This is a genomic window from Rhizobacter sp. P5_A1 (assembly GCF_056400745.1).
Map to the genome: position 1 here is coordinate 271,839 of NZ_JBFUKR010000002.1, position 24,206 is coordinate 296,044.

Genomic DNA, 24,206 nt, shown 5'->3' on the forward strand with positions numbered 1-24,206 from the left:
TGTAGGGGCCGACTCCGGCGCGCTTCGCGAAGGCGGCCGCGGCGCGCGCCGCGCCGCGGCCGACGCGGCACAATGCCGCTCACCCCATGCAGCTCGCCTCGATCCTCCCCGTCCGGCCGGTCGCCTTTCTCGGACACGTGCTGATCTCCGCCTTCGAGGCGATCGCCGGGCGCTGGCAGTTTCGCCTGAAGGACCTGGGCCGCGTGACGGCCGATTGCAGCGCCCGCGCGGTGCCGATCGTCACGGTCGTCAACGTGCTGGTCGGCGCGATCCTCGCGTTCGTCGGCGCGGTGCAGCTGGTCAAGTTCGGCGCCGGCATCTACGTGGCCGACCTGGTGGGCATTGCGGTCGCGCGCGAGATGGCCGCGATCATCACCGCCGTCGTGATGGCCGGGCGCACCGGCGCGGCGTTCGCCGCGGAGCTCGCGACGATGCAGACCAACGAGGAGGTCGACGCGCTCGAGGTGCTGGGCCTGAACGCGATCGACTTCCTGGTGCTGCCACGCGTGTTCGCGCTGTTCCTGATGATGCCGCTGCTGTACGTGTATGGCTGCATCACCGGCCTGTTCGGCGGCATGATCGTCTCGGCCGGCATGCTCGACATCTCGCCGGCCGCCTACATGGACCGCACCGTGCTCGCGCTCGACTGGTCGCATCTGGGCCTGGGCATCGCCAAGTCATTCGTGTTCGGCGTGCTGATCGGCCTGGTCGGCTGCTACAGCGGGCTCTTCGCGCAGCGCAACGCGGCCGGCGTCGGCATCGCGACGACCAACGCGGTCGTCGTCAGCATCGTCGGCATCATCGTGCTCGATGCGGTGTTCGCGGTCTGCGCGAACGCGCTCGGAATCTAGGCGCCGGCGATGACGCTGCTCACGGTCGATGGCCTCGAGATGCGCTTCGGCGAGCGGCTGATCCAGACCGGCGTCAGCTTCGAGGTCGAAGCGGGCACGATCTTCGCGATCATGGGTGGCAGCGGCTGCGGCAAGAGCACGCTGCTGAAGCACATGGTCGGGCTGCTGCGACCGGCCCGTGGGCGCGTGACCTACAGCGGCGTCGACTACTGGGCCGCCGACGAGGCGGCCCAGAACACGTTGCGCGCCGGCTTCGGCATGCTGTTCCAGAGCGCCGCGCTGTGGTCGTCGATGACGATTCTCGAGAACGTCTGCCTGCCGCTCGAGCAGCAGGGGCGGCTCGATGCCCCGCAGCGCGAGGCGCGTGCGCGCGAGGTGCTCGAGTGGGTCGATCTCGGCAAGTTCGCCGACTTCTATCCGTCGGACCTGTCCGGCGGCATGAAGAAGCGCGCCGGCCTGGCGCGCGCGATCGGACCTCAGCCGCCGCTGCTGTTCCTCGACGAGCCGTCCGCCGGCCTCGACCCGATCAGCTCGAAGAAGCTCGACAACCTGGTGCTCGACATCCGCAACCGCACCGGCTGCGCGGTCGTGTTCGTCAGCCACGAACTGCCCAGCCTGTTCGCGATCGCCGACGATGGCATCTTTCTCGATGCCGACAGCAAGACCCCGATCGCGCATGGCAGCCCACGCGAACTGCGCGACAGCGCGACGCACCCGACCGTGCGCGCGTTTCTCGCCCGCGAGGAGCCGGCGGCGGCAGAAGACGGCTCGACCCCGTAGCATTCCCACCATGCCTTCAACCGCTCCGGCCTCGCCATGAAACGCAATGCCCTGCTGATCGGCGCCTTCGTGCTCGCAGCCCTGGTGATGGGCGTTGCCGGTGTGCTCTGGCTGAGCGGCAACGACCTGTTCCGCAAGCAGCAGGAGGCGATGATCTTCTACAAGGGCAACGTCACCGGCCTCTATGTCGGCGCGCCGGTCGGCTTCCGGGGCGTGACGATCGGGCAGGTCGAGGACATCAGCATCCAGGTCGACCGCGACACGCTGAACGCGCTGGTGCCGGTGCGCATCCGGCTGCGCACCGAGGCGCTGCGCTTCAACGGCACCGACAAGAGCGCGCCGGTCGACCTGCCGACGCTGGTGCAGCGCGGGCTGCGCGCGCGGCTTGTGGCGCAGAGCTTCGTGACCGGGCAGAAGTCGATCGAACTCGACTTCGTGCCGAGCACGCCGTCGACGCTGCTCGGCGACAGCAGCAAGCCCGAGATCCCGGCGCTGGCCGAGCGCTTCGGCGCGCTGATCGAGCAGGTCGCCGAGCTGCCGCTGCGCGACACGGTGCAGGACGTGCGCGACACCGTGCGCGAACTGCGCGGCACGCTGACCTCGGTGCAGCACACGCTCGACGGCACGCAGAAGGTGCTGCAGGGCGTCTCCGGCGAGATCGCGAACGCGGGCGCGGCATCGCGCGACACGCTGAAGGCGGCGACCGAGGCGATCCGCCTGGTGCAGGTCAACTCGGCCGCGACGCTGAACTCGATCACGCAACTCTCCGACGCGACGCGCCAGACCGTCGTCGGCGCCCAGCCCGATCTGCAACGCACGCTCGCCGGCACGCGCGAGGCGGCCGAATCGGCGCGGCTGGCGATGCTCCGCGTGGCCGAGATGACCGCGCCGAACGCCTCGCTGCGCGGCGACCTGGACGCGGCGATGCGCGATCTCTCGCAAGCCGCGCGCGGCCTGCGCGACTGGAGCGAGTTGCTGGAAGAGAAACCGAACGCCGTCATCTTCGGGAACAAGCGCGAATGAACGTCTTGAAGCTCGCCTGCATCGCCTGCGCCGTCGTGGTCGCGGCCTGCGCGTCGCCGTCGCCAGCGCCGGTGCTGCTGACCCTGCCGGCGGCCACGCCGGCGTCAGCGGCGCCGCCCGCGGCCGCCGCGTCGGCGCCGCTGCTCGCGGTGCGGCGCGTCGGCATCCCCGAGTACCTGATCGCGCGCCGCGTGCGCTACCGCGCCGATGCCGCGACGCTCGCCGAATGGCCGAACACCTACTGGGCCGAGCGCATCGAGATCGGCGTGTCGCGCAGCTTCGTCGCGGCGCTGCGCCAGCAGCTGCCCGGTTGGGCGATCTGCGACACGACTTGCGGCGAGCCGGTGCCGGCCCTGAACCTGCAGGTCGAGCTCGCGCCGCTGGACTACCAGCGCGGCGCCCAGCAGTTGCGGGCGCGCGCGCGCATCACGGTCAGCGGCTACGGCACGCCGGCATCGGCGCCGCAGACGAGCGAGGTCGGTGCCGATGTTCCGGTCGATGCCGACACCGCACAAGGCCAGGCGCAGGCCATCGCGAACGCACTGCAGAAAGTGGCGGCCGAGGCGGCCGCCATGGTGCGCAGCGTCAACAAGCGCTAGAAGCGGTGCGCGCGGCGCGCCCCGCGCCGAGGAGCCCGGGCGGCAGAGAACGGGGCCCTAGAAGTGGATGCCGCGCATCATCTGGGACATCGCGATCGCCTCGGCCGAGAGCGTCGCCTTGCCGCCCTTCTCGCCCTTCGCCGCGGCGCTGTCGGGGAACATCCGGAAGGTCGTGTTCATCAGGATCTGCGTGATGCGCGGCACGGCCGCGTGCAGCAGCTCGACCGAGATGCCCAGCCTTGTGGCGACGCGCACCGGCTTGTCGACGCAGGCCTGCACGATCAGGTCGGAGGCCTCGTCGGTCGAGAGCAGCGGCATGTTGTCGTAGATCTTCGTCGGCGCGGTCATCGGCGTGCGCACCAGCGGCATGTTGACGGTCGTGAACGTGATGCCCTGGTCGGCGAACTCGCTCGCGGCGCAGCTCGTCCACGCATCGAGCGCGGCCTTCGACGCGACATACGCCGAGAAGCGCGGCGCATTGACGAGCACGCTGATCGAGCTGATGTTGACGACATGGCCCTTGCGCTTCGCGACCATGCCGGGCAGCAGCCCCATCGTGATGCGCAGCGAACCGAAGTAGTTCAGCTGCATCGTGCGCTCGTAGTCGTGGAAGCGGTCGTAGCTGGCCTCGATCGCACGCCGGATCGAGCGCCCGGCGTTGTTGATCAGGTAGTCGACGCCGCCGTGGTCGGCCGTCAGCTGCTCGACGAAGGCCTTGCAGCTTTCCTCGTTCGCGATGTCGGCCGAGTAGGTCACGACGGTCGCGTCCTTGCCGGCCTCGGCCAGGATCTCGCGCTGCGCCTCGGCTAGCTTGGCCTCATCGCGCGCGCAGATGATCGTGATCGCGCCGGCCTTCGCGAACTTGACCGCCGCGGCCAGGCCGATCCCCGACGAGCCGCCGGTCACGAGCACGACCTTGCCGGCAACCGTGCCGCGCAGCGAATGGTCGATCCGCAGCGCCGGGTCGAGGTGGCGTTCCCAGTAATCCCAGAGCCGCCACGCGTAGTCGCGCAGGTCCGGGCACTCGATGCCCGAGCCCTTCAGCGCGGTCGTCGTCTCGCGGCAATCGTAGCGGGTCGGGAAGTTGATGAAGGTCATCATGTCGTCCGGCAGACCCAGATCCTTCATGATCGCGGCGCGCACGCGGCGCACCGGCGCGAGCGCCATCATTCCCTTCTTGACGCTCTTCGGGATGAAGCCGAGCAGCGCCGCGTTGATGAACAGGTTCATCTTCGGCGCGTGCGCGGCCTTGCTGAAGATGTCGAGCACGTCGCCGACCCGGTAGCCGTTCGGATCGACGAGGTGGAAGCACTTCCTGTTCAGCTCGGCCTTCGAGTGGCTGATGTGGTCGAGCGATGCGACGACGAAATCGACCGGCACGATGTTGATGCGCCCGCCTTCGAGGCCGATGCTCGGCATCCACGGCGGCAGGATCTGGCGCATGCGCTGGATCAGCTTGAAGAAGTAGTACGGGCCGTCGATCTTGTCCATCTCGCCGGTCTGCGAATCGCCGACGACGAGCGCCGGGCGGTACACGGTCCATGGCACCTTCGACTCCTTGCGCACGATCTTCTCGCTCTCGTGCTTGGTCATGAAGTACGGGTGCTCCAGGCCCTCGGCCTCGTCGAACATGTCCTCGCGGAACACGCCTTCGTACATGCCGGCCGCGGCGATCGAGCTGACGTGGTGCAGGTGCCCGGCGTCGATCGCCTTCGCGAACTCGACCGCGTTGCGCGTGCCTTCGATGTTGACCCGGACCTGCGATTCCTCGTCGGCCGAGAGGTCGTAGACCGCGGCGAGGTGGTAGACGTGGTCGATCTTGCCCTTCAGCTTCTTCAGGTCGTCCGCGCCGATGCCGAGCTTCTTCGAGGTCAGGTCGCCGAAGACCGGGATCGCCTTGGCCCGGGTCACACCCCAGTACGCGAGCAGCCCCGCGACCTTGCCTTCGCTCTCCGGCCGCAACAGGAAGTGCACGGTGGCACCGCGGCGCGCCAGCAGTGTCTTGACCAGGCGCTTGCCGATGAAGCCGGTCGCACCGGTGACGAAGTAGTGCATGTTGGTCCTTGAAGCGTTTCGACAGCGCGCATTCTTGACCAATCATCCGGACGCACCCCTGCCCGTTTACCCGGGGCGCCGAGCTATGCTACGGGCCAGCGAGCGCGCCACGAGCGACGATCGGTCCCCACGAAACCCGGCTGCGCCGCTGCGCGCAGACCTTCCCCGCCAACGCCCGCCCGTTCCTTGAAGCCGCTCTCGCTCAGTCGCAAACTCTGGTTGGGCTCCGCCGCCGTCTCGCTCGGCGTGAGCTTGCTGAGCGCGCAACTCGTCTGGACCACCTACCGGGACTGGCACCGTGGCCGCGAGGCGCTGATCCTGGTGGAGGGGTTTCATGCGGCCTTGCTCGCCGCCAACCGCGTATCGGCGGAGCGCGGCCCGTTCAACAGCGTGCTCGGCGAGGAGCCCGCGGCACACAGTCCCTCGCACGATCGGCTGGCGCAGTTCCGCGCCCGCAGCGACGCCGCGCTCGACGATCTCGCCCGCCATGTGTCGGCCGACGCGACGGGGCGCCTGAAAGCGCTGGCGGCGCCGATCGAGCAGGCGCGCGCGCAGCTGGCGGCGGCGCGTGCCTTCGGCGATGCGACGGCGGCGCGGCCGCTGGCCGGGCGCACGCCGGGCGACGTGCAGGCCGTGATCGACGCGATGTTCGCGGTGGTCGGTGCGCTCGACCCGATCGTTTCGGCCAGCGGCGCCGCGGTCATGGCCGACGACTCGCGCCTGGCGGGCGACGTGATGATGGCGCGCCTGATGGGCGAGACGCGCGAATACGCCGGGCAGCTCGGCTCGCAGCTGATCCCGCCGCTGGCGACCGGTCAGGCCTTCGACGAAACCCGCCTCGCGCGCATCGGCTTCCTGCTCGGCCGCCTCGAGCAACTGCGCGTGCTGCTCGATCGCCACATCGCGCTGTACAGCGGCGACAGCCGCGTGCCGGCGGTGAAGGCCGACATCGAGCAGCACTACTTCGGCAACGGGCTGACGCTGGTGCGAAGCATCGTCCCTCCGGCACCGGGGCCGGCGCAGCGCGCGCTGAGCGCCACCGAGTTCACGTCGCGCTACGTCCCGGAAATGAAGGCGGTCGAGGATCTGCGCGACACCATCATCGGCATCACGCAGCAGCGCGTCGAGGCCGACATCACCCGGGCGAGCCGGCTGCTCGGGTCGACCATCGCGGTGGCCGCGTCGATCCTCGCGCTCGTGCTGGGCCTGCTCGTGGCCGCCGGGCGGAGCATCTTCGGCCCGTTGCTGCGGGTCAAGCACGAGCTGTTGGCGCTGGCCGGCGATCCGCCACCGCCGAAGCGGCCGCGCGCGCCGGGCGGCGGCCTCGAGGTTCGCGCGCTGATGTCGGCACTCGACGTGCTGCACGACAGCCGGCTGCGCCAGTACCAGGTCGAACAGGATCGGCAGGTCGCCAGCGCCCGGCTGAAGGAACAGGCCGAGCACGACGCGCTGACGGGCCTGCTGAACCGGCGCGCACTCGACGCGATCGGCCGGGTGCTCGCCTCGACGCCGGCCGGGGCCCCGCAGGCGATCGGGCTGATCCTGTTCGACCTGGACTACTTCAAGCTCGTCAACGACACCTACGGCCACGGCGCCGGCGACGCGGTGCTCCAGGAAGTCGCCCGGCGCGTCAAGGCCAATTGCCGCGCCGGCGACAGCGTGGCGCGCTTCGGCGGCGAAGAGTTCGCGGTACTGGTGCCCGGACTCGACGGCGCACCGTTGGCCCGGCTCGCCGAGCAACTGCGTCGCGACATCGCCGGCACGCCGATCGCGTTGCCGGACGGTCGCTGCGTCACGGTGAGCGCCAGTTTCGGCACGCTGGCCGCGCGCTGCGGCGACCCGTGGGGCCGGATGATCGAGCACGCCGACGCTGCGCTGTACGACGCCAAGCGCGGCGGGCGCAATCGCGTGGTCGTTGCGGCAGGCGATTAGGCTGCGCTCTCCACGGCGGCCTCCTATAGTCACGCGGGCTCGCAGCGCACCGCTGCGCTTCATTCGCCAAAGGACACGCACGATGGTCAAGAAACTCAAGCAGATGGCCGCCAAGCAGGCCGCCTCCACCGGCCGCCTGTTCGACAGCGCGCTCGCCGGCCAGGTGAAGGATTCGGCGCAGCAGATCTGGCTCGCCGGCATGGGCGCGTTCTCGCGCGCGCAGGCCGAGGGCACGAAGGTCTTCGAGGCGCTGGTCAAGGAAGGCGCGACGCTGCAGAAGAAGACCAGCTCGGCCGCCGAAGAGAAGATCAGCGAAGTCACCAGCAAGATGACCAGCATGGCCGGCGACGTGCAGGCCAAGGCGGGTCAGCACTGGGACAAGCTCGAAGGCATCTTCGAGGAGCGCACTGCAAAGGCGCTGAACAAGCTCGGTGTGCCGTCGGCGAAGGACGTGGACGCGCTGATGGCGCGCATCGACGAGCTCGGCGCGAAGGTCGCGAAGCTGTCGAAGACCGCGCCGGCGACGAAGGCCGCGGCGCCGGCGAAGAAGGCCGCCGCCAAGAAGGCGCCTGCCAAACGCGCGACGGCGCGCAAGTCCACCGCGGCCTGAGCGCGGATTCCGAGACCACGAGGGGCGCTGCGGCGCCCCTCGTCGCATCCGAGATCCGGCGTCAGGCGCCGCGATAGCGCGTCTCGAGGTGCCGGCGGAAGTGCGACGGGTTCAGCGCTTCGCCGCTCGCCCGCGTCGCCAGTTCGGCGGTGCGCCAGCGGCTGCCTTGGCGCCAGATGTTGTCGCGCAGCCAATCCAGCGCCGGCGACAGTTCGCCGCGCGCAATGCACGCATCGAGATCGGGGTGCATGCGCCGGATCGCCGCGAACCACTGCGCCGCATACATCGCGCCGAGCGTGTAGCAGGGAAAGTAGCCGAACGCGCCGCTGGTCCAGTGCACGTCCTGCAGGCAGCCGTCGGTGTAGTTGCCGCGCGTGTCGAGGTCGAGCAGCGACTGCATACCTTCGTCCCACAGCGCCGGGATGTCGTCGGCCTCGATCGTGCCGTCGATCAGCTTCGTCTCGATGCCGTAGCGCAGGATCACGTGCGCCGGGTAGGTCAGCTCGTCGGCGTCGACGCGGATCAGGCCGGGTCTGACGCGGGTCATCAGCCGGTGCAGGTTGTCCGGCTCGAATGCCGCCTGGTCGCCGAAGCGCTGCCGCAGCAGCGGCGCGAGCAGTTCGGCGAAGGCCCGGCTGCGCCCGAGCTGCATCTCGAAGCTCAGGCTCTGGCTCTCGTGGATGCCCATCGAGCGCGCGTGCGCGATCGGCTGGCCCAGCCACTCGCGCGGCAGGTTCTGCTCGTAGCGCGCGTGGCCGGTCTCATGGATCGTGCCCATCAGGCTTTGCATCAGATCGTCTTCGCGGTAGCGCGTCGTCAGACGCGTGTCCTCGGGCACGCCGCCGCTGAACGGATGTGCGCTCTCGTCGAGCCGGCCGGCGTCGAAGTCGAAGCCGAGCAGCGCCATCACGTCGAGGCTCAGCGCGCGCTGCGCGGCCTTCGGGAATGGGGCGACCGGTTCGATCACGGTCTCGCGCGCCTGCCGCTCGCGCACCTGCTGCACGAGGCCGGGTAGCCATTGCTGCAGATCGCCGAAGACACGGTCGACATCGGCGCGGGTCGTGCCGGGTTCGTACTGGTCCATCAGCGCGTCGTAGGGCGCCAGACCGGTCGCATCGGCGAGGCGCTGCGCGACCTCGCGGCCGAGCTTCAGAACCTCGCGGAAGTTCTGCAGAAAGCCGGCCCAGTCGTTCGCCGGCCGCTGCGTGCGCCAGGCGTGCTCGCAGCGCGCACCGGCGAGCGACAGCGTCTCGACCAGCGCCTGCGGCAGCGCGTTCGCGACGCGCCATTCGCGCCGGATCTCGCCCAGGTTCGCACGCGCGAACGCATCGATGCCTTCGGCCGCGGCGCGCTGCAGCAGATCGGCCAGCCTCGGGTCGGTGCGCATGCCGTGCAGCAGGCCTTCCATCTCGGCCATCGCGTCGGCGCGGGCCTGGTTGCCTTTGGTCGGCATCATCGCGGCCTGGTCCCAGCCGGCGATCGACTGCAGGTGCTGGAAGCGGTGCAGCCGGGTCCAGATGCCGGCCAGCTCGTCGTATGCGGTGTGGCTGCTGCTCATTTCGTCTCGAACCCTCTACTGCATGAATTGCCCGGGCCAGAACCAGAGCATCGCGCTCGTCATCGTGACGTAGCGCAGGAACTTGCCGATCGCCATGTAGATCAGGCACGGCCAGAACGGCAGCTGGAGCCAGCCGGCGACCGCGCACAACGGATCGCCGACGATCGGCAGCCATGACAGCAGACAGGCCTTCGTGCCCCAGCGCTCGAGCCAGCGCACCGCGCGCGCATCGGTCGGCTTGTGGTGGCTAACGTGCTCGTAGGCGCGCTCGGCGCCATAGCCCATCCACCAGGTCACCGCGCCGCCGGCCGTGTTGCCGACGGTCGCGACCAGGATCGCCGGCCAGAACATCTCGGGGTTGAGTTTGATCAAGCCGAACACCGCCGGCTCCGAGCCCAATGGCAGCAGCGTGGCCGACACGAACGAGATCACGAACAGCGTGCTCAGCCCGAATCTCGGCAAGGCCAGCAGCGGCAACAGCGATTCGACCCAGGCTTCCATCGCGCAGGATTATGAACAGCCCGCGACCGGGGGTCGAACCCGGACTCGGGGCCGCCGGGCCGCCGCTATACTTCTGCCTCCTTTTTCAGCAGACCCGCAGCCACCCTCGCCATGCAGATCGGCCACATCCCGCTGGCGAACCGCCTCTTCGCCGCCCCGATGGCCGGCGTCACGGACCGGCCGTTCCGCCAGCTCTGCAAGCGGCTCGGCGCCGGCTACGCGGTCAGCGAGATGGTGACCTCGCGCAAGGATCTCTGGGCCAGCCTGAAGACCAGCCGCCGCGCGAACCACGACGGCGAGGTCGCGCCGATCGCCGTGCAGATCGCCGGCACCGACGCGCAGATGATGGCCGAGGCCGCGGCCTACAACATCGACCGCGGCGCGCAGATCATCGACATCAACATGGGCTGCCCGGCCAAGAAGGTCTGCAACAAGTGGGCCGGTTCGGCGCTGATGCAGGACGAGCCGCTCGCGCTCTCGATCATCGACGCGGTGGTCGCTGCCTGCGCGCCGCGCAACGTGCCGGTGACGCTGAAGATGCGCACCGGCTGGTGCGATACCGAACGCAACGCACTGCGCCTCGCGCGCGCCGCCGAGAGCGCCGGCGTCGCCATGGTCACGGTGCACGGCCGCACGCGCGAGCAGGGCTACAAGGGTGCCGCCGAATACGCGACGGTCGCCGCGGTGAAGTCCGCGCTGCGCATCCCGGTGGTCGCGAACGGCGACATCGATTCACCCGAGAAGGCGCGCGACGTGCTCGCGGCGACCGGCGCCGACGCGATCATGGTCGGCCGCGCCGCGCAAGGCCGGCCGTGGATCTTTCGCGAGATCGCGCACTTTCTCGAAACCGGCACGCCGCTGCCGGCGCCCGAGGTCGCGCAGGCGAAAAGCTGGCTGCTCGAACACCTGAACGATCACTACGGGCTGTACGGCGAGTTTGCCGGCGTGCGCACCGCGCGCAAGCACATCGGCTGGACCGTGCGCGCGCTGCCCGGCGGCGAGGCGTTCCGCGCCCGCATGAACCTGCTCGAGACCTGCGAGGCGCAGGTGCGTGCCGTCACCGACTGGTTCGACGCGCTCGCCGAGGTGCACCGCCTGTTGCCGCGTGCGGGCGATTCGGCCATCGAAGAACAAGAGACAGAAGAAAGCGCATTCGCATGAAGAAGCCGACCCACATCGAAGAGTGCATTCGCGACAGCCTCGAGATCTACTTCAAAGACCTGCGCGGCGTCGAACCCGCGGCGATGTACGAGATGATCCTCGGCGTGGTCGAGAAGCCGCTGCTCGACGTCGTGATGAAGCACGCCGAGGGCAACCAGAGCCGCGCGGCCGAGTGGCTCGGGATCAATCGCAACACACTGCGCCGCAAGCTGCTCGACCACAAGCTGATCAAATGACACAACGACACCCGCTCACTGCCCTGCTCTCGGTCTCCGACAAGACCGGCGTGCTCGAATTCGCCCGCGCGCTGCATGCGCTCGGCATCAAGCTGCTGTCGACCGGCGGCACCGCCAAGCTGCTCGCCGACGCCGGGCTGCCGGTCACCGAGGTCGCCGCGCACACCGGCTTTCCCGAGATGCTCGACGGCCGCGTCAAGACACTGCACCCGACGATCCACGGCGGCCTGCTCGCGCGACGCGATCTGCCCGAGCACATGGCAGCGCTGAGCGCACACGGCATCGCGACGATCGATCTGCTGGTCGTCAACCTGTACCCGTTCGAGGCGACGGTCGCGAAGCCCGGCTGCACGCTCGAGGAGGCGATCGAGAACATCGACATCGGCGGCCCCGCGATGGTGCGCTCGGCCGCGAAGAACTGGAACGATGTGGCGGTGCTGACCGACGCGTCGCAGTACGCCGGCGTGCTCGCCGAGTTGCAGCAAGGCGGCGCCGTCAGCCGCGCGACGAAGTTCGCGTTGGCTGTCGCGGCCTTCAACCGCATCGCGAACTACGACGGCGCGATCAGCGACTACCTGTCGTCGCTGAACGCCGACGGCACGCGTCAAGCGTTCCCGGCCCAGGTCAACCCGAGCTACGTCAAGCTGCAAGACCTGCGCTACGGCGAGAACCCGCACCAGAGCGCCGCGTTCTATCGCGACCTGCACCCTGCCCCCGGTTCGCTCGTGACCGCCACGCAGCTGCAGGGCAAGGAGCTCTCGTACAACAACATCGCCGACGCCGATGCGGCGTGGGAGTGCGTGAAGTCGTTCGAGACACCGGCCTGCGTGATCGTGAAGCACGCGAACCCGTGCGGCGTCGCGCTCGGCGCGAACGCGGGCGAGGCTTATGCGAAGGCCCTGAAGACCGATCCGACCTCGGCCTTCGGCGGCATCATTGCCTTCAATGGCGAACTCGATGGCGCCGGCGCCACGCTGATCGCGAAGCAGTTCGTCGAAGTGCTGATGGCCACGAGCTTCACGCCCGAGGCGCTGGCGATCTTCAAGGCGAAGCCGAACACGCGCGTGCTGCGGATTCCGCTACCTGCCGACGGGTCACGCGGTCGCAACGCGCAGGAGCTCAAGCGCGTCAGCTCGGGCCTGTTGATTCAGAGCGCCGACAACCGCGAGATGACCGGCGCCGAACTGAAGTGCGCGACGGCGCTGCAGCCGACACCCCGGCAGCTTGACGACCTGCTGTTCGCATGGAAGGTCGCGAAGTACGTCAAGAGCAACGCGATCGTGTTCTGCGGCGGCGGCATGACGCTGGGTGTCGGCGCCGGCCAGATGAGCCGCATCGACTCGGCGCGCATCGCCAGCATCAAGGCCGAGAACGCCGGCCTGACCCTGCAAGGCTCGGCGGTCGCGAGCGACGCGTTCTTCCCGTTCCGCGACGGGCTCGATGTCGTCATCGATGCCGGCGCGACCTGCGTGATCCAACCCGGCGGCTCGGTCCGCGACGACGAGGTGATCGCGGCGGCGAACGAACGCGGCATCGCGATGGTGCTGACCGGCGTGCGGCACTTCCGGCATTGAACGTCACCAGCGCCCGGTCGCTTTCGATGTCCGCCTTCGGCTCGAAGCAGTCGTTCGGCTGTCGCGACGGCCAAGGCCATCGGGAGGCCGACGCCGGGGGACATGAGCGGAGCAGAGCGCCCCGCCGGCCTGCTCCCGCATCGACGTCGGCACGCACACGATGAAGCTCCCCGAGCTCGCCGGCCTCGCGCTCGCTGGCGTCGCCCGGCTGATCACCGGCGCGCAGGGTCACTGGTACGGCGCGCCGCCGAAGGCAGAGCAGCGCATCTACTTTGCGAACCACCAGAGCCACTTTGACTGGGTGCTGATCTGGGCCGCGCTGCCGCGCGACCTGCGCAGCGTGACGCGGCCGATCGCCGCGCGCGACTACTGGACCAGCTCGAAGTTGAAGCACTGGATCACGCGCGAGATCTTCAACGCGGTCTACGTCAGCCGCCAGCGCAGCGACGACGAAGATCCGCTCGAACCGCTGACGGAGGCGCTGCGCCACGGTGACTCGCTGGTGATCTTTCCCGAGGGCACACGCGGCAACAAGGTCGACCCGGCGCCGTTCAAGGCCGGGCTGTACCACCTGGCCGAGGCCTTCCCCGAAGTGCCGCTGATTCCGGCGTGGATCGACAACGTGCAGCGCGTGATGCCCAAGGGCGAGGTCGTGCCGGTACCGATCCTGTGCTCGGTGACCTTCGGCAAGCCGCTGCAGCTGTTCCCCGGCGAAGACAAGCGCGGCTTTCTCGAGCGCGCGCGCAACGCGGTGATGGCCTTGCGCGCAGTCCACTGACATGGGCGCACTTCGCCACCTGACCGTTTCGCAGCAGATCGGCCTGCTGTTCGTCGTGCTGTTCGGCATGCTGAGCGTCGTCACGGTGATCGCGTTCAGCCGCACGCTGCGCGATCGCAGCGATGCCGAGCTGACGGCGCACGAGCAGTTCAAGCGCGATCTGCGCGCGGTCTGGATCGGCGCGGTGCTGTTCTGGATTTCGTGGGTCGCCGGCGGCATCGTCTCGACGCTGTTGTTCGGCCTGGTCTCGTTTCTCGCGCTGCGCGAGTTCGTCACGCTGACGCACACGCGGCGCGGCGATCACCGCAGCCTGCTGCTCGCGTTCTTCGCGGTGCTGCCGCTGCAGTACTTCATCGTCGCGAACCAGCAGTTCAATCTGTTCACGGTGTTCATCCCGGTCTACGTGTTCCTCGCGATCCCGGTCGTCAGCGCGCTCGGCAACGACCCGCAGCGCTTTCTCGAGCGCACCGCGAAGATCCAGTGGGGCATCATGGTCTGCGTCTACGGCATGAGCCATGCACCCGCACTGCTGCTGCTCGACCTGCCCGACTACCGCGACCGCGGCGCGTTCCTCGTGCTGTACCTGGTCGTCGTCGTCGCGATCGCGCAGATCGTGCAGGAGGCCGCGAGCCGGCGCCTGCGCCGCCGCCCGGTGGCGCGCGCGATCAGCCGCTCGTTCTCGTGGCGCGCCTGGGGCATCGGCGCCGGCTCCGCGGCGCTCGCCGGCGGGCTGCTCTATTGGTCGACACCGTTCAGAACCCCCTGGGGCGCGATCCTGATGGGGTTGATCGCCGGCGGCAGCGGCACGCTCGGCGAGTTCGTGATGCACGCGCTGAAGCGCGACGCCGGCGTGCGCTCGTGGGGCGGCAAGGCCTCGGTGACCGGCGCGGTCGGGCTGCTCGACCGCGTCGCGCCGCTGTGTTTTGCAGCGCCGGTGTTCTTCCATTCGGTGCGCTGGTACTTCGGCGTGTAGGCTGCTTGCCATGCGAATCCTCGGCATCGACCCCGGCCTGCGCACGACCGGCTTCGGCGTGATCGAATCGGTGGGCTCCAGGCTGCACTACATCGCGAGCGGCACGATCAAGACCGAGTCGGTCGAATCCGGCTCGCTGCCGTTGCGCCTGAAGGTGATCTTCGACGGCGTGCGCGAGATCGCGCAGCGCTACCAGCCGACCTGCGCGTCGGTCGAGATCGTGTTCGTCAACGTGAACCCGCAGTCCACGCTGCTGCTCGGGCAGGCGCGCGGCGCGGCGCTGACGGCGCTCGTCACGGCCGAGCTGACCGTCGCCGAATACACCGCGCTGCAGATGAAGAAGGCGATCGTCGGCCACGGCCAGGCGCGCAAGGAACAGGTGCAGGAAATGGTGATGCGGCTGCTCGCGCTGCCCGGCCTGCCCGGCAAGGACGCCGCCGACGCGCTCGGCCTCGCGATCTGCCACGCGCATGCCGGCGCGTCGCTGGCCGCACTCGCGCGCACTGCGACGCTGGCGCCGCGCGCGCACGCGCAGTACCGACGCGGGCGCAGCTACTGAGGGAATCGCTCAGGCGACAATTGCACCCATGTATGCCCTCTTCGAAGAAGCCGGAAAGTTCCTCGCCGGCCGCGTGATGACGGAAGCCGACACCTCGATGCAGATCGAGCTCGACTCCGGCAAGCGCGTCAAGGTCAAGTCAGCCAACGTGCTGCTCAAGTTCGACAAGCCGCAACCTGCCGAGCTGATCGCCTCGGCGCAGGCGCTGGCGAAAGAGATCGACCTCGACCTCGCCTGGGAATTCGCGCCCGACACCGAGTTCAGCTTCGGCGATCTGGCGCGCGAGTATTTCGAGGCCAGCGCCGGCATCGACAAACAGGCCGCCGCGCTGTTCCGGCTGTTCGAGGCACCGCACTACTTCCGTCGGCTCGGCAAGGGCAACTTCCGCAAGGCGCCGGAAGAGATCGTCAAGGCCGCGCTGCTCGGCATCGAGCGCAAGAAGCAGATCGCCGCGCAGATCGACGCGTGGGCCGGCGAACTGATCCAGGGCCAATGCCCGGCGCCGGTGCGCGAGCAGCTCTACAAGCTGCTGTTCAAGCCCGACAAGAACGCCGCCGAGTACAAGGCGGTCGTCGAGGCCGCGCGCCGTTCGCAGAAGGCGCCGCTCGAATTGCTGAAGGCGGCGGGTGCGATCGATTCGCCGTACCAGTTCCATTGGCGGCGTTTCCTGTTCGAGAACTTCCCGAAGGGCACCGGCTTCCCGGCGCTGCAGGCGCCTGCCATCAAGGAGGCGCTGCCGGTCGCCCCGGTGCGCGCGTTCTCGATCGACGATTCGGCGACGACCGAGATCGACGATGCGCTGTCGGTGCAGGGCCTGGGCAGCGGCACGGTCACGTTCGGCATCCACATCGCGGCGCCGGGACTGGCCTTCACGCCGGACACCGCGCTCGACCAGGTCGCGCGCGCACGGCTGTCGACCGTCTACATGCCCGGCCACAAGCTGACGATGCTGCCCGACGAGGTGGTGCAGGCCTACACGCTGATCGCCGGGCGCGAGTGTCCGGCCGTCTCCCTGTACCTCACGCTGGACGAAGCCACGCTGGCGGTCACCGGCAGCGAGACCAAGCTGGAGCGCGTGCCGATCGGCGCGAACCTGCGCCACGATCAGCTCGACACGGTGATCACCGAGGCGACGCTGCTCGGCGCCGAACCGGCGCCCTACGAGTTCGCACCCGAGCTCGCGTTCGCCTTCCGCCTCGCGCGCCATCTGAAGGCGCAGCGCGAGGTCGTGCGCGGCAAGCCCGAGAACTTCAACCGGCCCGACTACAACTTCCGCCTCGTGCGGGGTGATGGCCTCGACGGCACCGAGCCGCAAGGCGCCGAACGCGTGCTGATCATGACCCGGCAACGCGGCTCGCCGCTCGACCTGATCGTCGCCGAGGCGATGATCCTGGCCAACTGCACCTGGGGCGGCTGGATCGCGCAGAACGGCGTGCCCGGCATCTACCGCAGCCAGGCGAGCATGGCGCCGGGCGTGAAGGTGCGCATGGGCACGAAGCCGGCGCCGCATGCCGGCATGGGTGTCGCGCAGTACACCTGGGCGACCTCGCCGCTGCGCCGCTATGTCGACCTGGTGAATCAGTGGCAGATCATTGCGTGCGCACGCCATGGCCGCAGCGCCGCGCTGGCGGCGCCGTTCAAGCCGAAGGACGTGCACCTGTTCGCGATCATTTCGGCCTTCGATTCGGCCTATGCCGAGTACAACGGCTTCCAGCAAGGCATCGAGCGCTACTGGACCTTGCGCGCGCTGGCGCAGGACGACATCCACGAGCTCGACGCCGTCGTGATGAAGGACGGCCTGGTGCGCGCCGACACGCTGCCGCTGGTGTTCCGCGCCGTCGGTGCCGACAGCCTGCCGCGCGGCGCGCATGTGCGCGTGCGCGTCGGCGGCACCGACTTGCTGACGCTCGACGTGCATGCCAGCGTGATCGCGCGTCTCGACGACGTGGCCGCGCCGCTCGACACTGCAAGCACTGAAGCCGATGCCGACGAACTCGCCGAGAGCGCCGGCCCGCTGACGCTCGCGATCGACGTGCAGGCCGACGCCGGCGAAGAAGCGCCGCCGCAAACCGCCGACGCCGCACCCGCCACCTGACGCGCCCATGCAGCTGCTGCGCAAACTCTCGACCCTGCAGATCGCGCTGATCGTCTCGTTCGGCGTGCACATCGCGCTGCTGGCGGTGCGCATCGTCGATCCCGAGGGCTTCAATCGCATCTTCCAGGACACGCCGCTCGAGGTGATCCTCGTCAATTCGCGCTCCGGCGAACCGCCCGAGAAGGCGCAGGCCATCGCGCAGGCCGCGCTGGCCGGCGGCGGCGAGGCCGAGGCCGGCCGCGCGACCTCGCCGCTGCCGCCCTCGGCCACGCTCGAGACCGGTGACGCGAACGAAGAGGCGCGCAAGCGCATCGAGCAACTGCAGGAGACGCAGCAGCAGCTGCTCGCGCAGATCCGCCGCGAGCTCGCGCTGCTGCCTGCACCCGACCCGCAGCGCGAGCAGGGCAACCCCGACGAGCAGGCCCAGGAGGAGCGGCGGCGCCAGCTGGTGCAGCTGCTGGCCGAGATCGAGAAGCGCGTCAACGAAGAGAATGCGCGCCCGAAGAAGCGCTACATCAGCCCGGCGACGCGCGAAGAGGTCTACGCGATGTACTACGACCAGCTGCGCCGCAAGATCGAAGACCGCGGCACACGCAATTTCCCCGAGAACCAGGGCCGCAAGCTGTACGGCGAACTGACGATGAACGTGACGGTCGACGCCGCCGGGCGTGTCGTCGACACCGAGATCGTGCGGCCATCGAGCTCGAAGGTGCTGGATCGCCGCGCGGTCGCGATCGTGCGTGCGGCCGCGCCGTTCGGGCCGTTCAACGCGGCGATGCGGCGGCGCGCCGACCAGCTCGTGATCACCTCGCGCTTCAAGTTCACGCGCGAAGAGGGCCTCGAGACGACGCTCACCGCGGCCCCGTCCCGCTGATGAGTCCCGCCCGGCCGCCCGAAGGGGCTCAACTCCCGCTCGGCGGGACCGCGCACAGCGCGAAGGGTGCACCATTGACCTCGATGGATCACTACGTCGTCGCCGGCAACCCGGTCGAGCACAGCCAATCGCCGTTCATCCACGCCGAGTTCGCGCGCCAGACCGGCCAGGCGATGAGCTACGGCCGGTTGCTGGTGCCGCTCGACGGCTTCGCCGATGCCGTGCGCGCGCTGGCGGCCAGCGGCGTGAGGGGCTGCAATGTCACGGTGCCGTTCAAGTTCGATGCGTTCGGGCTGGCGCCGCGGCACAGCGAACGCGCGGCGCTCGCGCAGGCCGCGAACGTGCTGCGCTTCGACCCCGCCGGATGGCTGGCCGACAACACCGACGGCATCGGCCTGGTCAACGACATCGAGCGCAACGCCGGCGTCGCGCTGGCCGGCCGGCGCGTGCTGCTGATCGGCGCGGGCGGTGCGGCGGCGGGCGCGCTCGGCCCGTTGCTCGCGGCGCGCCCGGCCGAGCTCGTCGTCGCCAACCGCACGCTCGACAAGGCGCGGGCGCTGGTCCGCCGGCACGATCCCGCGGCCGGTTCGTGCATGCTGCGGGCCGCGTCGCTGGACGCACCGGAGCGCGATTTCGATGTCGTGGTCAACGCGTCGGCCAGCAGCATGCAGGGCGCCGGCATCCCGGTCGCGCCGGCGGTGCTCGCGCCCGGCGCGCTGGCGCTCGACATGATGTACGGCCCGGCCGCGCAAGGCTTCGTCGATTGGGCCGCCGCGCATGGCGCACAAGGGCGCGACGGCCTCGGGATGCTGGTCGAGCAGGCCGCCGCGGCGTTCGAGCTCTGGCGCGGCGTGCGCCCGCAGACGGCACCGGTGCTCGTCGCGCTGCGCGAGCGCATGACCGCTGCCGCGCGGGACGCTTCATCGTGAAGGCGGCCTGGCGCCTCGCCGTGCTGCTGTTTGTGTCCGCGCTCGCGCTGCAGCTGTATTTCCTCGCGCGCATCGCGTTGATGACGCTGGTCGACCCGCAGTCGACGACGTTCCAGCGCTCCGAGGCATGGCGGCTGCTGACCGAGAAACATGCGCTCGCCTGGCGCCAGCAGTGGCTGCCGTACGAGCGCATCTCGCCGAGCCTGAAGCGCGCGGTGATCGCCTCCGAGGACGCGGGCTTCAGCGAGCACAGCGGCGTCGAGTGGGACGCGCTCGAGAAGGCCTGGGAACGCAACCAGAAGGCCGAGGCCCGGGTCGAGAAGATCAACGAGCAGCTGGCCCGGCGCCTGCAGAAGACTGCGACCGGCAAGGCCCTGCCCGTGCGGCCGGCGGTGCGCGCGCAGCCGAAGATCGTCGGCGGCTCGACGATCACGCAGCAGCTCGCGAAGAACCTGTTTCTCGGCGGCGAACGCAGCCTGCTGCGCAAGGGCCAGGAGCTCGCGATCACGCTGATGCTGGAGGGCGTGCTCGGCAAGCAGCGCATCCTCGAGATCTACCTGAACAACGTCGAATGGGGCGAAGGCGTGTTCGGGGCCGAGGCCGCCGCGCAGCATTATTTCCACGTCGGCGCCGGCAACCTCGGCGCGGCGCAGGCGGCGCAGCTGGCGGTGATGCTGCCGGCACCGAAACGCTTCGAGAAGCGACCCGGTTCGCCCTACGTGATCGGCCGCGCCGGGACGGTCGGCGCACGCATGGCGGCCGTCGAGCTGCCGTGACCGCATGACCCGCAGGTCGATGTGCCGCGCCGCCGGTTCCTAGAATCACGCATGAGCTCAGCGCTGACCGGAGAGATCGCCGCGACGGCCGCGCGCCTCGTCGTCGAAGAAGGCATGGAATACGGCCCCGCGAAGCGCCGCGCGGCGCGCGCGTTGGGGCGGCCCGGCACGCGCGCCAGCGAGCTGCCCGGCAACGACCTCGTCGAAGACGAGGTGCGCAGCTACCTGGCGATCTTCTGCGCCGCAACCCAACCGGCCGAGCTCGCGGCGCTGCGCACGATCGCCGGCCTGTGGATGGAGCAGCTCGCGGAGTTTCGGCCGCACCTGACCGGCGCGGTCTGGCGCGGCACCGCGACCCGGCTGAACAACATCCACCTCGAGCTCTTCTGCGACGACTCGAAGGCCGCCGAGCTCGCGCTGATCGATCGCAAGGTCGACTACGACGTCGGCAGCCGCCCCGGCCCGCGTGGGGAGCCGATCGACGTGCTGAGCGTCGCGCACGACAGCGCCGAGCTCGGCGAGAACATCACCGTGCACCTGAGCGTGCTCGATCACGACGATCTGCGCGGCGCGCTGAAACCCGACGGCGGCGGCCGCTCGCAGCGCGGCGACCTGGCCGCGCTGCGCAAGCTGCTTGCGGCGCCATGAGGCGGCGCGGCGCGATGCTGGCCGGCGTGGCTGCGCTGGCGGGTGCGGCGGGCCTGGGCACCGCGCTGTGGCGTGGCCGCGCGCCGGCGCCCGCACCGGAGGCAGCGCTCTGGGCGCTGAAGTTCGACCAACCCACCGGCGGCCAGATGGCGTTGAGCGCATTTCGGGGTCGGCCGCTGCTGCTGAACTTCTGGGCCACCTGGTGCCCGCCCTGCGTCAGCGAGCTGCCGCTGCTCGACCGCTTCCAGCGCGAGCAGGCGGCGGCCGGCTGGCAGGTTGCGGGGATCGCCGTGGACAATCTGGCCCCGGTGCTCGAGTTCCTCGGCAAGCATCCGGTCGGCTTTGCGATCGGGCTGGCAGGCAGCGACGGCATCGGGCTTGCGCGCCAGCTCGGCAACAGCGGCGGGGGGTTGCCGTTCACCGCCGTGTTCGACCGCCAGGGCCGCCTCGCCGAGCGCAAGCTGGGGATCGTGGCGCCGGCGGACCTGCAGGCCTGGGTCAAATCGCTGGGCTGATGCACCGATGAGCCCGGTTGCGACGGGTGTCGAGGCCAAAACCCATAACGCGGATTTAATTCTTGTCAACAGCGGGCAATTTCGATCAACCCGCGTAAAGTATTCGTCTTTGTTGTTGCCGAAGCGCGAGCTCTCGTGGCCCGCAAGACAAACGAAACGAACCAACAAGGGCCCTAGAGATGGGCCCTCGTCTTGAACAGATCACGACGCGGGGCGGCGGGAACGATGCAGAACGAGCGCAGCCGGTCACGGCGCCGTTCTTCGGCATTCGGTTCCTGATCGCCCCCACTGGCGCGCCCGCTGCGGCCGCCCCACCGACAGGACTTGATACGCCATGGACCTTCGCAAGCTGAAGACGCTGATCGACCTTGTCTCCGAATCGAACATCTCGGAGCTCGAAATCACCGAAGCCGACGGCAAGGTGCGCATCGTCAAGACCGAACCTGCCGCGCCGGTGCAGATGCACTATGCGCCCGCGCCGCCGATGATCGCGCCCGCGGCCGCGCCGGTCGTGGCCGAAGCACCTGCCGCGCCGGTCCAGACCGGCCATGCGGTCAAGTCGCCGATGGTCGGCACCTTCTACCGTTCGGCCAACCCCGGCACGAAGCCGTTCGCCGAGGTCGGAGACACGATCAAGGAAGGCGACCCGATCTGCATCATCGAGGCGATGAAGATCATGAACGAGATCGAGGCCGACAAGGCCGGCACGGTGACCCGCATCCTGTGCGAGAACGGCCAGGCCGTGGAGTTCGGACAGCCCTTGTTCATCATCGAATAAGGCCGTCGCACATGTTCAAGAAGATTCTCATTGCCAATCGTGGAGAGATCGCTCTGCGGGTGCAGCGCGCCTGCCGCGAGCTGGGCATCAAGTCGGTGATCGTCTATTCCGAGGCCGACCGCGACGCCAAGTACGTGAAGCTGGCCGACGAGGCGGTCTGCATCGGCCCGCCGCCCTCGGCGCAGAGCTACCTCAACATGCCGGCGATCATCTCGACAGCCGAGGTGACCGACGCCGAGGCGATCCATCCGGGCTACGGCTTCCTCTCGGAGAACGCCGATTTCGCGGAGCGGGTCGAGCGCAGCGGCTTCACGTTCATCGGCCCGACCCCGGCGTCGATCCGCATGATGGGCGACAAGGTGTCGGCCAAGCAGGCGATGATCAAATCCGGCGTTCCCTGTGTGCCCGGTTCCGACGGCGCGCTGCCCGAAGACCCGAAGGAGATCATCAAGGTGGCCCGCGCGGTCGGCTACCCGGTGATCATCAAGGCCTCGGGCGGCGGCGGCGGGCGCGGCATGCGCGTCGTGCACACCGAGGCGGCGCTGATCCACGCGGTGCAGACGACGCGCGGCGAGGCCGGCGCTGCGTTCGGCAATCCGGCCGTGTACATGGAGAAGTTCCTCGAGAACCCGCGCCACATCGAGATCCAGGTGCTGGCCGACGAGCACAAGAACGCGGTGTGGCTGGGCGAGCGCGATTGCTCGATGCAGCGTCGCCACCAGAAGATCCTCGAGGAAGCGCCGGCGCCCGGCATCCCGCGCCGCGTGATCGAGCGCATCGGCGAGCGCTGCGCCGCCGCCTGCAAGAAGATCGGCTACCGCGGTGCCGGCACTTTCGAGTTCCTGTACGAGAACGGCGAGTTCTTCTTCATCGAGATGAACACCCGCGTGCAGGTCGAGCATCCGGTCACCGAGCTCGTCACCGGCATCGACATCGTGCAGATGCAGATCCGCATCGCCGCCGGCGAGAAGCTGCCGTTTCTGCAGCGCAACATCCAGATGCGCGGGCATGCGCTGGAGTGCCGCGTCAACGCCGAGGACCCGTACAAGTTCACGCCGTCGCCGGGCCGCATCACGATGTGGCACCCGCCGGGCGGCCCCGGCGTGCGCGTCGACTCGCATGCGTACACGAATTACTACGTGCCGCCGCACTACGACTCGATGATCGGCAAGATCATCGTCCACGGCGACACGCGCGAGCAGGCGCTGGCGCGGATGCGCATTGCGCTGTCGGAGATGGTCGTCGAGGGCATCCAGACCAACATCGCGCTGCACCGCGAGCTGATGGTCGACGCGAAGTTCATCGAGGGCGGCACCAACATCCATTACCTCGAAGGCTGGCTGGGCCAGCACAAGCGCTAGATGACGGCCCCAAGACACCTTCGGCGTCGTCCCCCGAGGGGACCTCGGTCCGCAGAGGTCCACGCCGTGGGCCTCTTCGTGGCCCATGGCGGCCCGGCGCTGGACCGAGATCGTCGCCATCACCATGGTTGAACTGCTGCTGCTGGCGTCGGAAGACTGCGTCGAGAACGTCGGCGACGCGCTGATCGACGAGCTCGATGCGCTGTCGGTTTCGGTCGAAGACGCCGATGCGAACACTGCCGCCGAGCACGCGCTGTTCGGCGAGCCGGGCATGCCGGCGCCGGGTGCCGGGTGGCAGCGTTCGGTGATCCGCGCGTTGTTCGCCGACGAAGCCTCGGCCACCGAGGCGGCGACGCTGCTGCTGGCGCAGGACTGGGCGTGCGAGGTGCATGTGCAGGCGATCCAGGCGGTCGCAGAACAGGACTGGGTGCGGCTGACCCAGTCGCAGTTTGCGCCGGTGCCGGTCACGCCCGAGTTCTGGATCGTGCCGAGTTGGCACGAACCGCCGGCCGGCGCGGCACGGGTGATCCGGCTCGACCCCGGTCTCGCGTTCGGCACCGGCACCCATCCGACGACACGCATGTGCCTGCGCTGGACCGCCCGGCAGCCGGCGAGCCGCACGTCACGCTGGCAGCGGGTGCTGGATTACGGCTGCGGGTCGGGCATCCTCGCGATCGGCGCCGCGCTGCACGGCGCGAGCGGCATCGACGCGGTCGACATCGACCCGGCCGCGGTCGAGTCGACGCGCGCGAACGCGCTGGCGAACGGCGTCAGCCTCGACGCCGGGCTGCCCGATGCGGCGCACGGCGCGTATCCGCTCGTCTTCGCGAACATCCTCGCGACACCGCTGAAGCTGCTCGCGCCGCTGCTGTGCGGGCATGTCGCGCCCGACGGCGATCTGGTGCTGGCCGGCATCCTCGAACGGCAGGCCGACGAGTTGAAGGCGGCCTACGCGCCGTGGCTGTCGTTGCAGGTGGCCGACACCGAGGACGGCTGGATCCTGATGACGGCGCGCCGCGCCGCCTGACGCGCCGACGTGC

Annotated in this window: 24 protein-coding genes; 21 read left to right on the forward strand and 3 right to left on the reverse strand. The window is 69.4% G+C overall.

The features are described 5' to 3' along the window. The first annotated feature begins 86 nt into the window (after positions 1–86). Genes AC1DTW_RS03100 through AC1DTW_RS03115 form a run of 4 tightly spaced genes read left to right on the forward strand, consistent with a single transcriptional unit; the run spans position 87 to position 3,253 of the window. On the forward strand, positions 87–851 hold the full coding sequence (locus AC1DTW_RS03100) for an MlaE family ABC transporter permease (protein ID WP_477979018.1): 765 nt from the start codon (positions 87–89) through the stop codon (positions 849–851). A gap of 9 nt (positions 852–860) precedes the next feature. Continuing rightward, positions 861–1,631: an ABC transporter ATP-binding protein gene (locus AC1DTW_RS03105; protein WP_477979020.1), complete on the forward strand. Its 771-nt coding sequence runs from the start codon at positions 861–863 to the stop codon at positions 1,629–1,631. A 36-nt stretch (positions 1,632–1,667) separates the two neighbouring features. Next, positions 1,668–2,654, forward strand: coding sequence for an MlaD family protein (locus tag AC1DTW_RS03110; protein WP_477979022.1), 987 nt, complete (start codon positions 1,668–1,670; stop codon positions 2,652–2,654). After that, positions 2,651–3,253 carry an ABC-type transport auxiliary lipoprotein family protein gene (locus AC1DTW_RS03115; protein WP_477979024.1) on the forward strand — a complete coding sequence of 201 codons (603 nt, stop codon included), beginning with the start codon at positions 2,651–2,653 and terminating at the stop codon, positions 3,251–3,253. The genes AC1DTW_RS03110 and AC1DTW_RS03115 overlap by 4 nt, the downstream gene beginning before the upstream one ends. A gap of 57 nt (positions 3,254–3,310) precedes the next feature. Here AC1DTW_RS03115 and AC1DTW_RS03120 read toward each other — a convergent pair whose 3' ends face one another. Next, complete coding sequence (locus tag AC1DTW_RS03120) at positions 3,311–5,308, reverse strand: SDR family oxidoreductase (RefSeq protein ID WP_477979026.1); 1,998 nt, start codon at positions 5,306–5,308, stop codon at positions 3,311–3,313. 186 nt (positions 5,309–5,494) lie between these two features. Between AC1DTW_RS03120 and AC1DTW_RS03125 the strand changes: the two genes are divergently transcribed. Both AC1DTW_RS03125 and AC1DTW_RS03130 read left to right on the forward strand, forming a co-directional pair. After that, positions 5,495–7,240: a diguanylate cyclase gene (locus AC1DTW_RS03125; protein ID WP_477979028.1), complete on the forward strand. Its 1,746-nt coding sequence runs from the start codon at positions 5,495–5,497 to the stop codon at positions 7,238–7,240. 82 nt (positions 7,241–7,322) lie between these two features. After that, a complete protein-coding gene (locus AC1DTW_RS03130) occupies positions 7,323–7,850 on the forward strand; it encodes a phasin family protein (protein WP_477979030.1) in 528 nt (175 codons plus the stop codon). Between the two features lie 61 nt (positions 7,851–7,911). Here AC1DTW_RS03130 and AC1DTW_RS03135 read toward each other — a convergent pair whose 3' ends face one another. Both AC1DTW_RS03135 and AC1DTW_RS03140 read right to left on the reverse strand, forming a co-directional pair. Then, the gene (locus tag AC1DTW_RS03135) at positions 7,912–9,408 is read right to left on the reverse strand and encodes a carboxypeptidase M32 (RefSeq protein WP_477979032.1); all 1,497 of its coding nucleotides are present in this window, start codon (positions 9,406–9,408) and stop codon (positions 7,912–7,914) included. A 15-nt stretch (positions 9,409–9,423) separates the two neighbouring features. Next, the gene (locus AC1DTW_RS03140) at positions 9,424–9,909 is read right to left on the reverse strand and encodes a YqaA family protein (protein ID WP_477979034.1); all 486 of its coding nucleotides are present in this window, start codon (positions 9,907–9,909) and stop codon (positions 9,424–9,426) included. A gap of 111 nt (positions 9,910–10,020) precedes the next feature. Here AC1DTW_RS03140 and dusB point away from each other — a divergent pair, with 111 nt between their 5' ends. The 15 genes from dusB to prmA all read left to right on the forward strand — a co-directional run bounded on the left by dusB (position 10,021) and on the right by prmA (position 24,193). Next, on the forward strand, positions 10,021–11,070 hold the full coding sequence (gene dusB / locus AC1DTW_RS03145) for a tRNA dihydrouridine synthase DusB (protein ID WP_477979036.1): 1,050 nt from the start codon (positions 10,021–10,023) through the stop codon (positions 11,068–11,070). Beyond that, positions 11,067–11,306 carry a helix-turn-helix domain-containing protein gene (locus AC1DTW_RS03150; RefSeq protein ID WP_056461487.1) on the forward strand — a complete coding sequence of 80 codons (240 nt, stop codon included), beginning with the start codon at positions 11,067–11,069 and terminating at the stop codon, positions 11,304–11,306. Before dusB ends, AC1DTW_RS03150 begins: the two co-directional genes overlap by 4 nt. Beyond that, positions 11,303–12,880 carry a bifunctional phosphoribosylaminoimidazolecarboxamide formyltransferase/IMP cyclohydrolase gene (gene purH / locus AC1DTW_RS03155; protein WP_477979039.1) on the forward strand — a complete coding sequence of 526 codons (1,578 nt, stop codon included), beginning with the start codon at positions 11,303–11,305 and terminating at the stop codon, positions 12,878–12,880. Before AC1DTW_RS03150 ends, purH begins: the two co-directional genes overlap by 4 nt. A 160-nt stretch (positions 12,881–13,040) precedes the next feature. Further along, a complete protein-coding gene (locus AC1DTW_RS03160; protein ID WP_477979041.1) occupies positions 13,041–13,658 on the forward strand; it encodes a lysophospholipid acyltransferase family protein in 618 nt (205 codons plus the stop codon). A 1-nt stretch (position 13,659) separates the two neighbouring features. Further along, positions 13,660–14,631 (forward strand): phosphatidate cytidylyltransferase, encoded by a 972-nt coding sequence (locus AC1DTW_RS03165; RefSeq protein WP_477979043.1) that lies wholly within the window; start codon positions 13,660–13,662, stop codon positions 14,629–14,631. A gap of 10 nt (positions 14,632–14,641) precedes the next feature. Further along, complete coding sequence (ruvC, locus tag AC1DTW_RS03170) at positions 14,642–15,190, forward strand: crossover junction endodeoxyribonuclease RuvC (protein ID WP_477979045.1); 549 nt, start codon at positions 14,642–14,644, stop codon at positions 15,188–15,190. Positions 15,191–15,218: 28 nt separating this feature from the next. Next, on the forward strand, positions 15,219–17,285 hold the full coding sequence (locus tag AC1DTW_RS03175) for a ribonuclease catalytic domain-containing protein (protein WP_477979047.1): 2,067 nt from the start codon (positions 15,219–15,221) through the stop codon (positions 17,283–17,285). 7 nt (positions 17,286–17,292) lie between these two features. After that, a complete protein-coding gene (locus AC1DTW_RS03180) occupies positions 17,293–18,159 on the forward strand; it encodes an energy transducer TonB (protein ID WP_477979049.1) in 867 nt (288 codons plus the stop codon). Between the two features lie 83 nt (positions 18,160–18,242). Next, complete coding sequence (aroE, locus tag AC1DTW_RS03185; RefSeq protein ID WP_477979051.1) at positions 18,243–19,088, forward strand: shikimate dehydrogenase; 846 nt, start codon at positions 18,243–18,245, stop codon at positions 19,086–19,088. Beyond that, the gene (locus tag AC1DTW_RS03190) at positions 19,085–19,864 is read left to right on the forward strand and encodes a transglycosylase domain-containing protein (protein WP_477979053.1); all 780 of its coding nucleotides are present in this window, start codon (positions 19,085–19,087) and stop codon (positions 19,862–19,864) included. Before aroE ends, AC1DTW_RS03190 begins: the two co-directional genes overlap by 4 nt. Positions 19,865–19,915: 51 nt before the next feature. Continuing rightward, positions 19,916–20,512, forward strand: a complete 597-nt coding sequence (locus AC1DTW_RS03195) for a hypothetical protein (RefSeq protein WP_477979055.1) — start codon at positions 19,916–19,918, stop codon at positions 20,510–20,512. A gap of 14 nt (positions 20,513–20,526) precedes the next feature. Beyond that, a complete protein-coding gene (locus tag AC1DTW_RS03200; RefSeq protein WP_477979057.1) occupies positions 20,527–21,027 on the forward strand; it encodes a TlpA family protein disulfide reductase in 501 nt (166 codons plus the stop codon). Positions 21,028–21,361: 334 nt separating this feature from the next. Beyond that, on the forward strand, positions 21,362–21,805 hold the full coding sequence (gene accB, locus AC1DTW_RS03205) for an acetyl-CoA carboxylase biotin carboxyl carrier protein (RefSeq protein WP_477979059.1): 444 nt from the start codon (positions 21,362–21,364) through the stop codon (positions 21,803–21,805). 11 nt (positions 21,806–21,816) lie between these two features. Beyond that, on the forward strand, positions 21,817–23,166 hold the full coding sequence (gene accC / locus AC1DTW_RS03210) for an acetyl-CoA carboxylase biotin carboxylase subunit (protein WP_477979061.1): 1,350 nt from the start codon (positions 21,817–21,819) through the stop codon (positions 23,164–23,166). A gap of 124 nt (positions 23,167–23,290) precedes the next feature. After that, positions 23,291–24,193, forward strand: coding sequence for a 50S ribosomal protein L11 methyltransferase (gene prmA / locus AC1DTW_RS03215; protein WP_477979063.1), 903 nt, complete (start codon positions 23,291–23,293; stop codon positions 24,191–24,193). Positions 24,194–24,206: the final 13 nt, after the last annotated feature.

Coding starts and splice junctions, on each gene's coding strand:
- AC1DTW_RS03195 (WP_477979055.1), top strand. CDS start 19,916: ATGAGCTCAGCGCTGACCGGAGAGATCGCCGCGACGGCCGCGCGCCTC.
- AC1DTW_RS03130 (WP_477979030.1), top strand. CDS start 7,323: ATGGTCAAGAAACTCAAGCAGATGGCCGCCAAGCAGGCCGCCTCCACC.
- ruvC (WP_477979045.1), top strand. CDS start 14,642: ATGCGAATCCTCGGCATCGACCCCGGCCTGCGCACGACCGGCTTCGGC.
- AC1DTW_RS03180 (WP_477979049.1), top strand. CDS start 17,293: ATGCAGCTGCTGCGCAAACTCTCGACCCTGCAGATCGCGCTGATCGTC.
- AC1DTW_RS03175 (WP_477979047.1), top strand. CDS start 15,219: ATGTATGCCCTCTTCGAAGAAGCCGGAAAGTTCCTCGCCGGCCGCGTG.
- AC1DTW_RS03135 (WP_477979032.1), bottom strand. CDS start 9,408: ATGAGCAGCAGCCACACCGCATACGACGAGCTGGCCGGCATCTGGACC.
- AC1DTW_RS03115 (WP_477979024.1), top strand. CDS start 2,651: ATGAACGTCTTGAAGCTCGCCTGCATCGCCTGCGCCGTCGTGGTCGCG.
- AC1DTW_RS03200 (WP_477979057.1), top strand. CDS start 20,527: ATGCTGGCCGGCGTGGCTGCGCTGGCGGGTGCGGCGGGCCTGGGCACC.
- AC1DTW_RS03110 (WP_477979022.1), top strand. CDS start 1,668: ATGAAACGCAATGCCCTGCTGATCGGCGCCTTCGTGCTCGCAGCCCTG.
- aroE (WP_477979051.1), top strand. CDS start 18,243: ATGGATCACTACGTCGTCGCCGGCAACCCGGTCGAGCACAGCCAATCG.
- AC1DTW_RS03165 (WP_477979043.1), top strand. CDS start 13,660: ATGGGCGCACTTCGCCACCTGACCGTTTCGCAGCAGATCGGCCTGCTG.
- AC1DTW_RS03120 (WP_477979026.1), bottom strand. CDS start 5,308: ATGCACTACTTCGTCACCGGTGCGACCGGCTTCATCGGCAAGCGCCTG.
- accB (WP_477979059.1), top strand. CDS start 21,362: ATGGACCTTCGCAAGCTGAAGACGCTGATCGACCTTGTCTCCGAATCG.
- purH (WP_477979039.1), top strand. CDS start 11,303: ATGACACAACGACACCCGCTCACTGCCCTGCTCTCGGTCTCCGACAAG.
- AC1DTW_RS03160 (WP_477979041.1), top strand. CDS start 13,041: ATGAAGCTCCCCGAGCTCGCCGGCCTCGCGCTCGCTGGCGTCGCCCGG.
- AC1DTW_RS03140 (WP_477979034.1), bottom strand. CDS start 9,909: ATGGAAGCCTGGGTCGAATCGCTGTTGCCGCTGCTGGCCTTGCCGAGA.
- prmA (WP_477979063.1), top strand. CDS start 23,291: ATGGTTGAACTGCTGCTGCTGGCGTCGGAAGACTGCGTCGAGAACGTC.
- AC1DTW_RS03100 (WP_477979018.1), top strand. CDS start 87: ATGCAGCTCGCCTCGATCCTCCCCGTCCGGCCGGTCGCCTTTCTCGGA.
- dusB (WP_477979036.1), top strand. CDS start 10,021: ATGCAGATCGGCCACATCCCGCTGGCGAACCGCCTCTTCGCCGCCCCG.
- AC1DTW_RS03105 (WP_477979020.1), top strand. CDS start 861: ATGACGCTGCTCACGGTCGATGGCCTCGAGATGCGCTTCGGCGAGCGG.
- AC1DTW_RS03150 (WP_056461487.1), top strand. CDS start 11,067: ATGAAGAAGCCGACCCACATCGAAGAGTGCATTCGCGACAGCCTCGAG.
- accC (WP_477979061.1), top strand. CDS start 21,817: ATGTTCAAGAAGATTCTCATTGCCAATCGTGGAGAGATCGCTCTGCGG.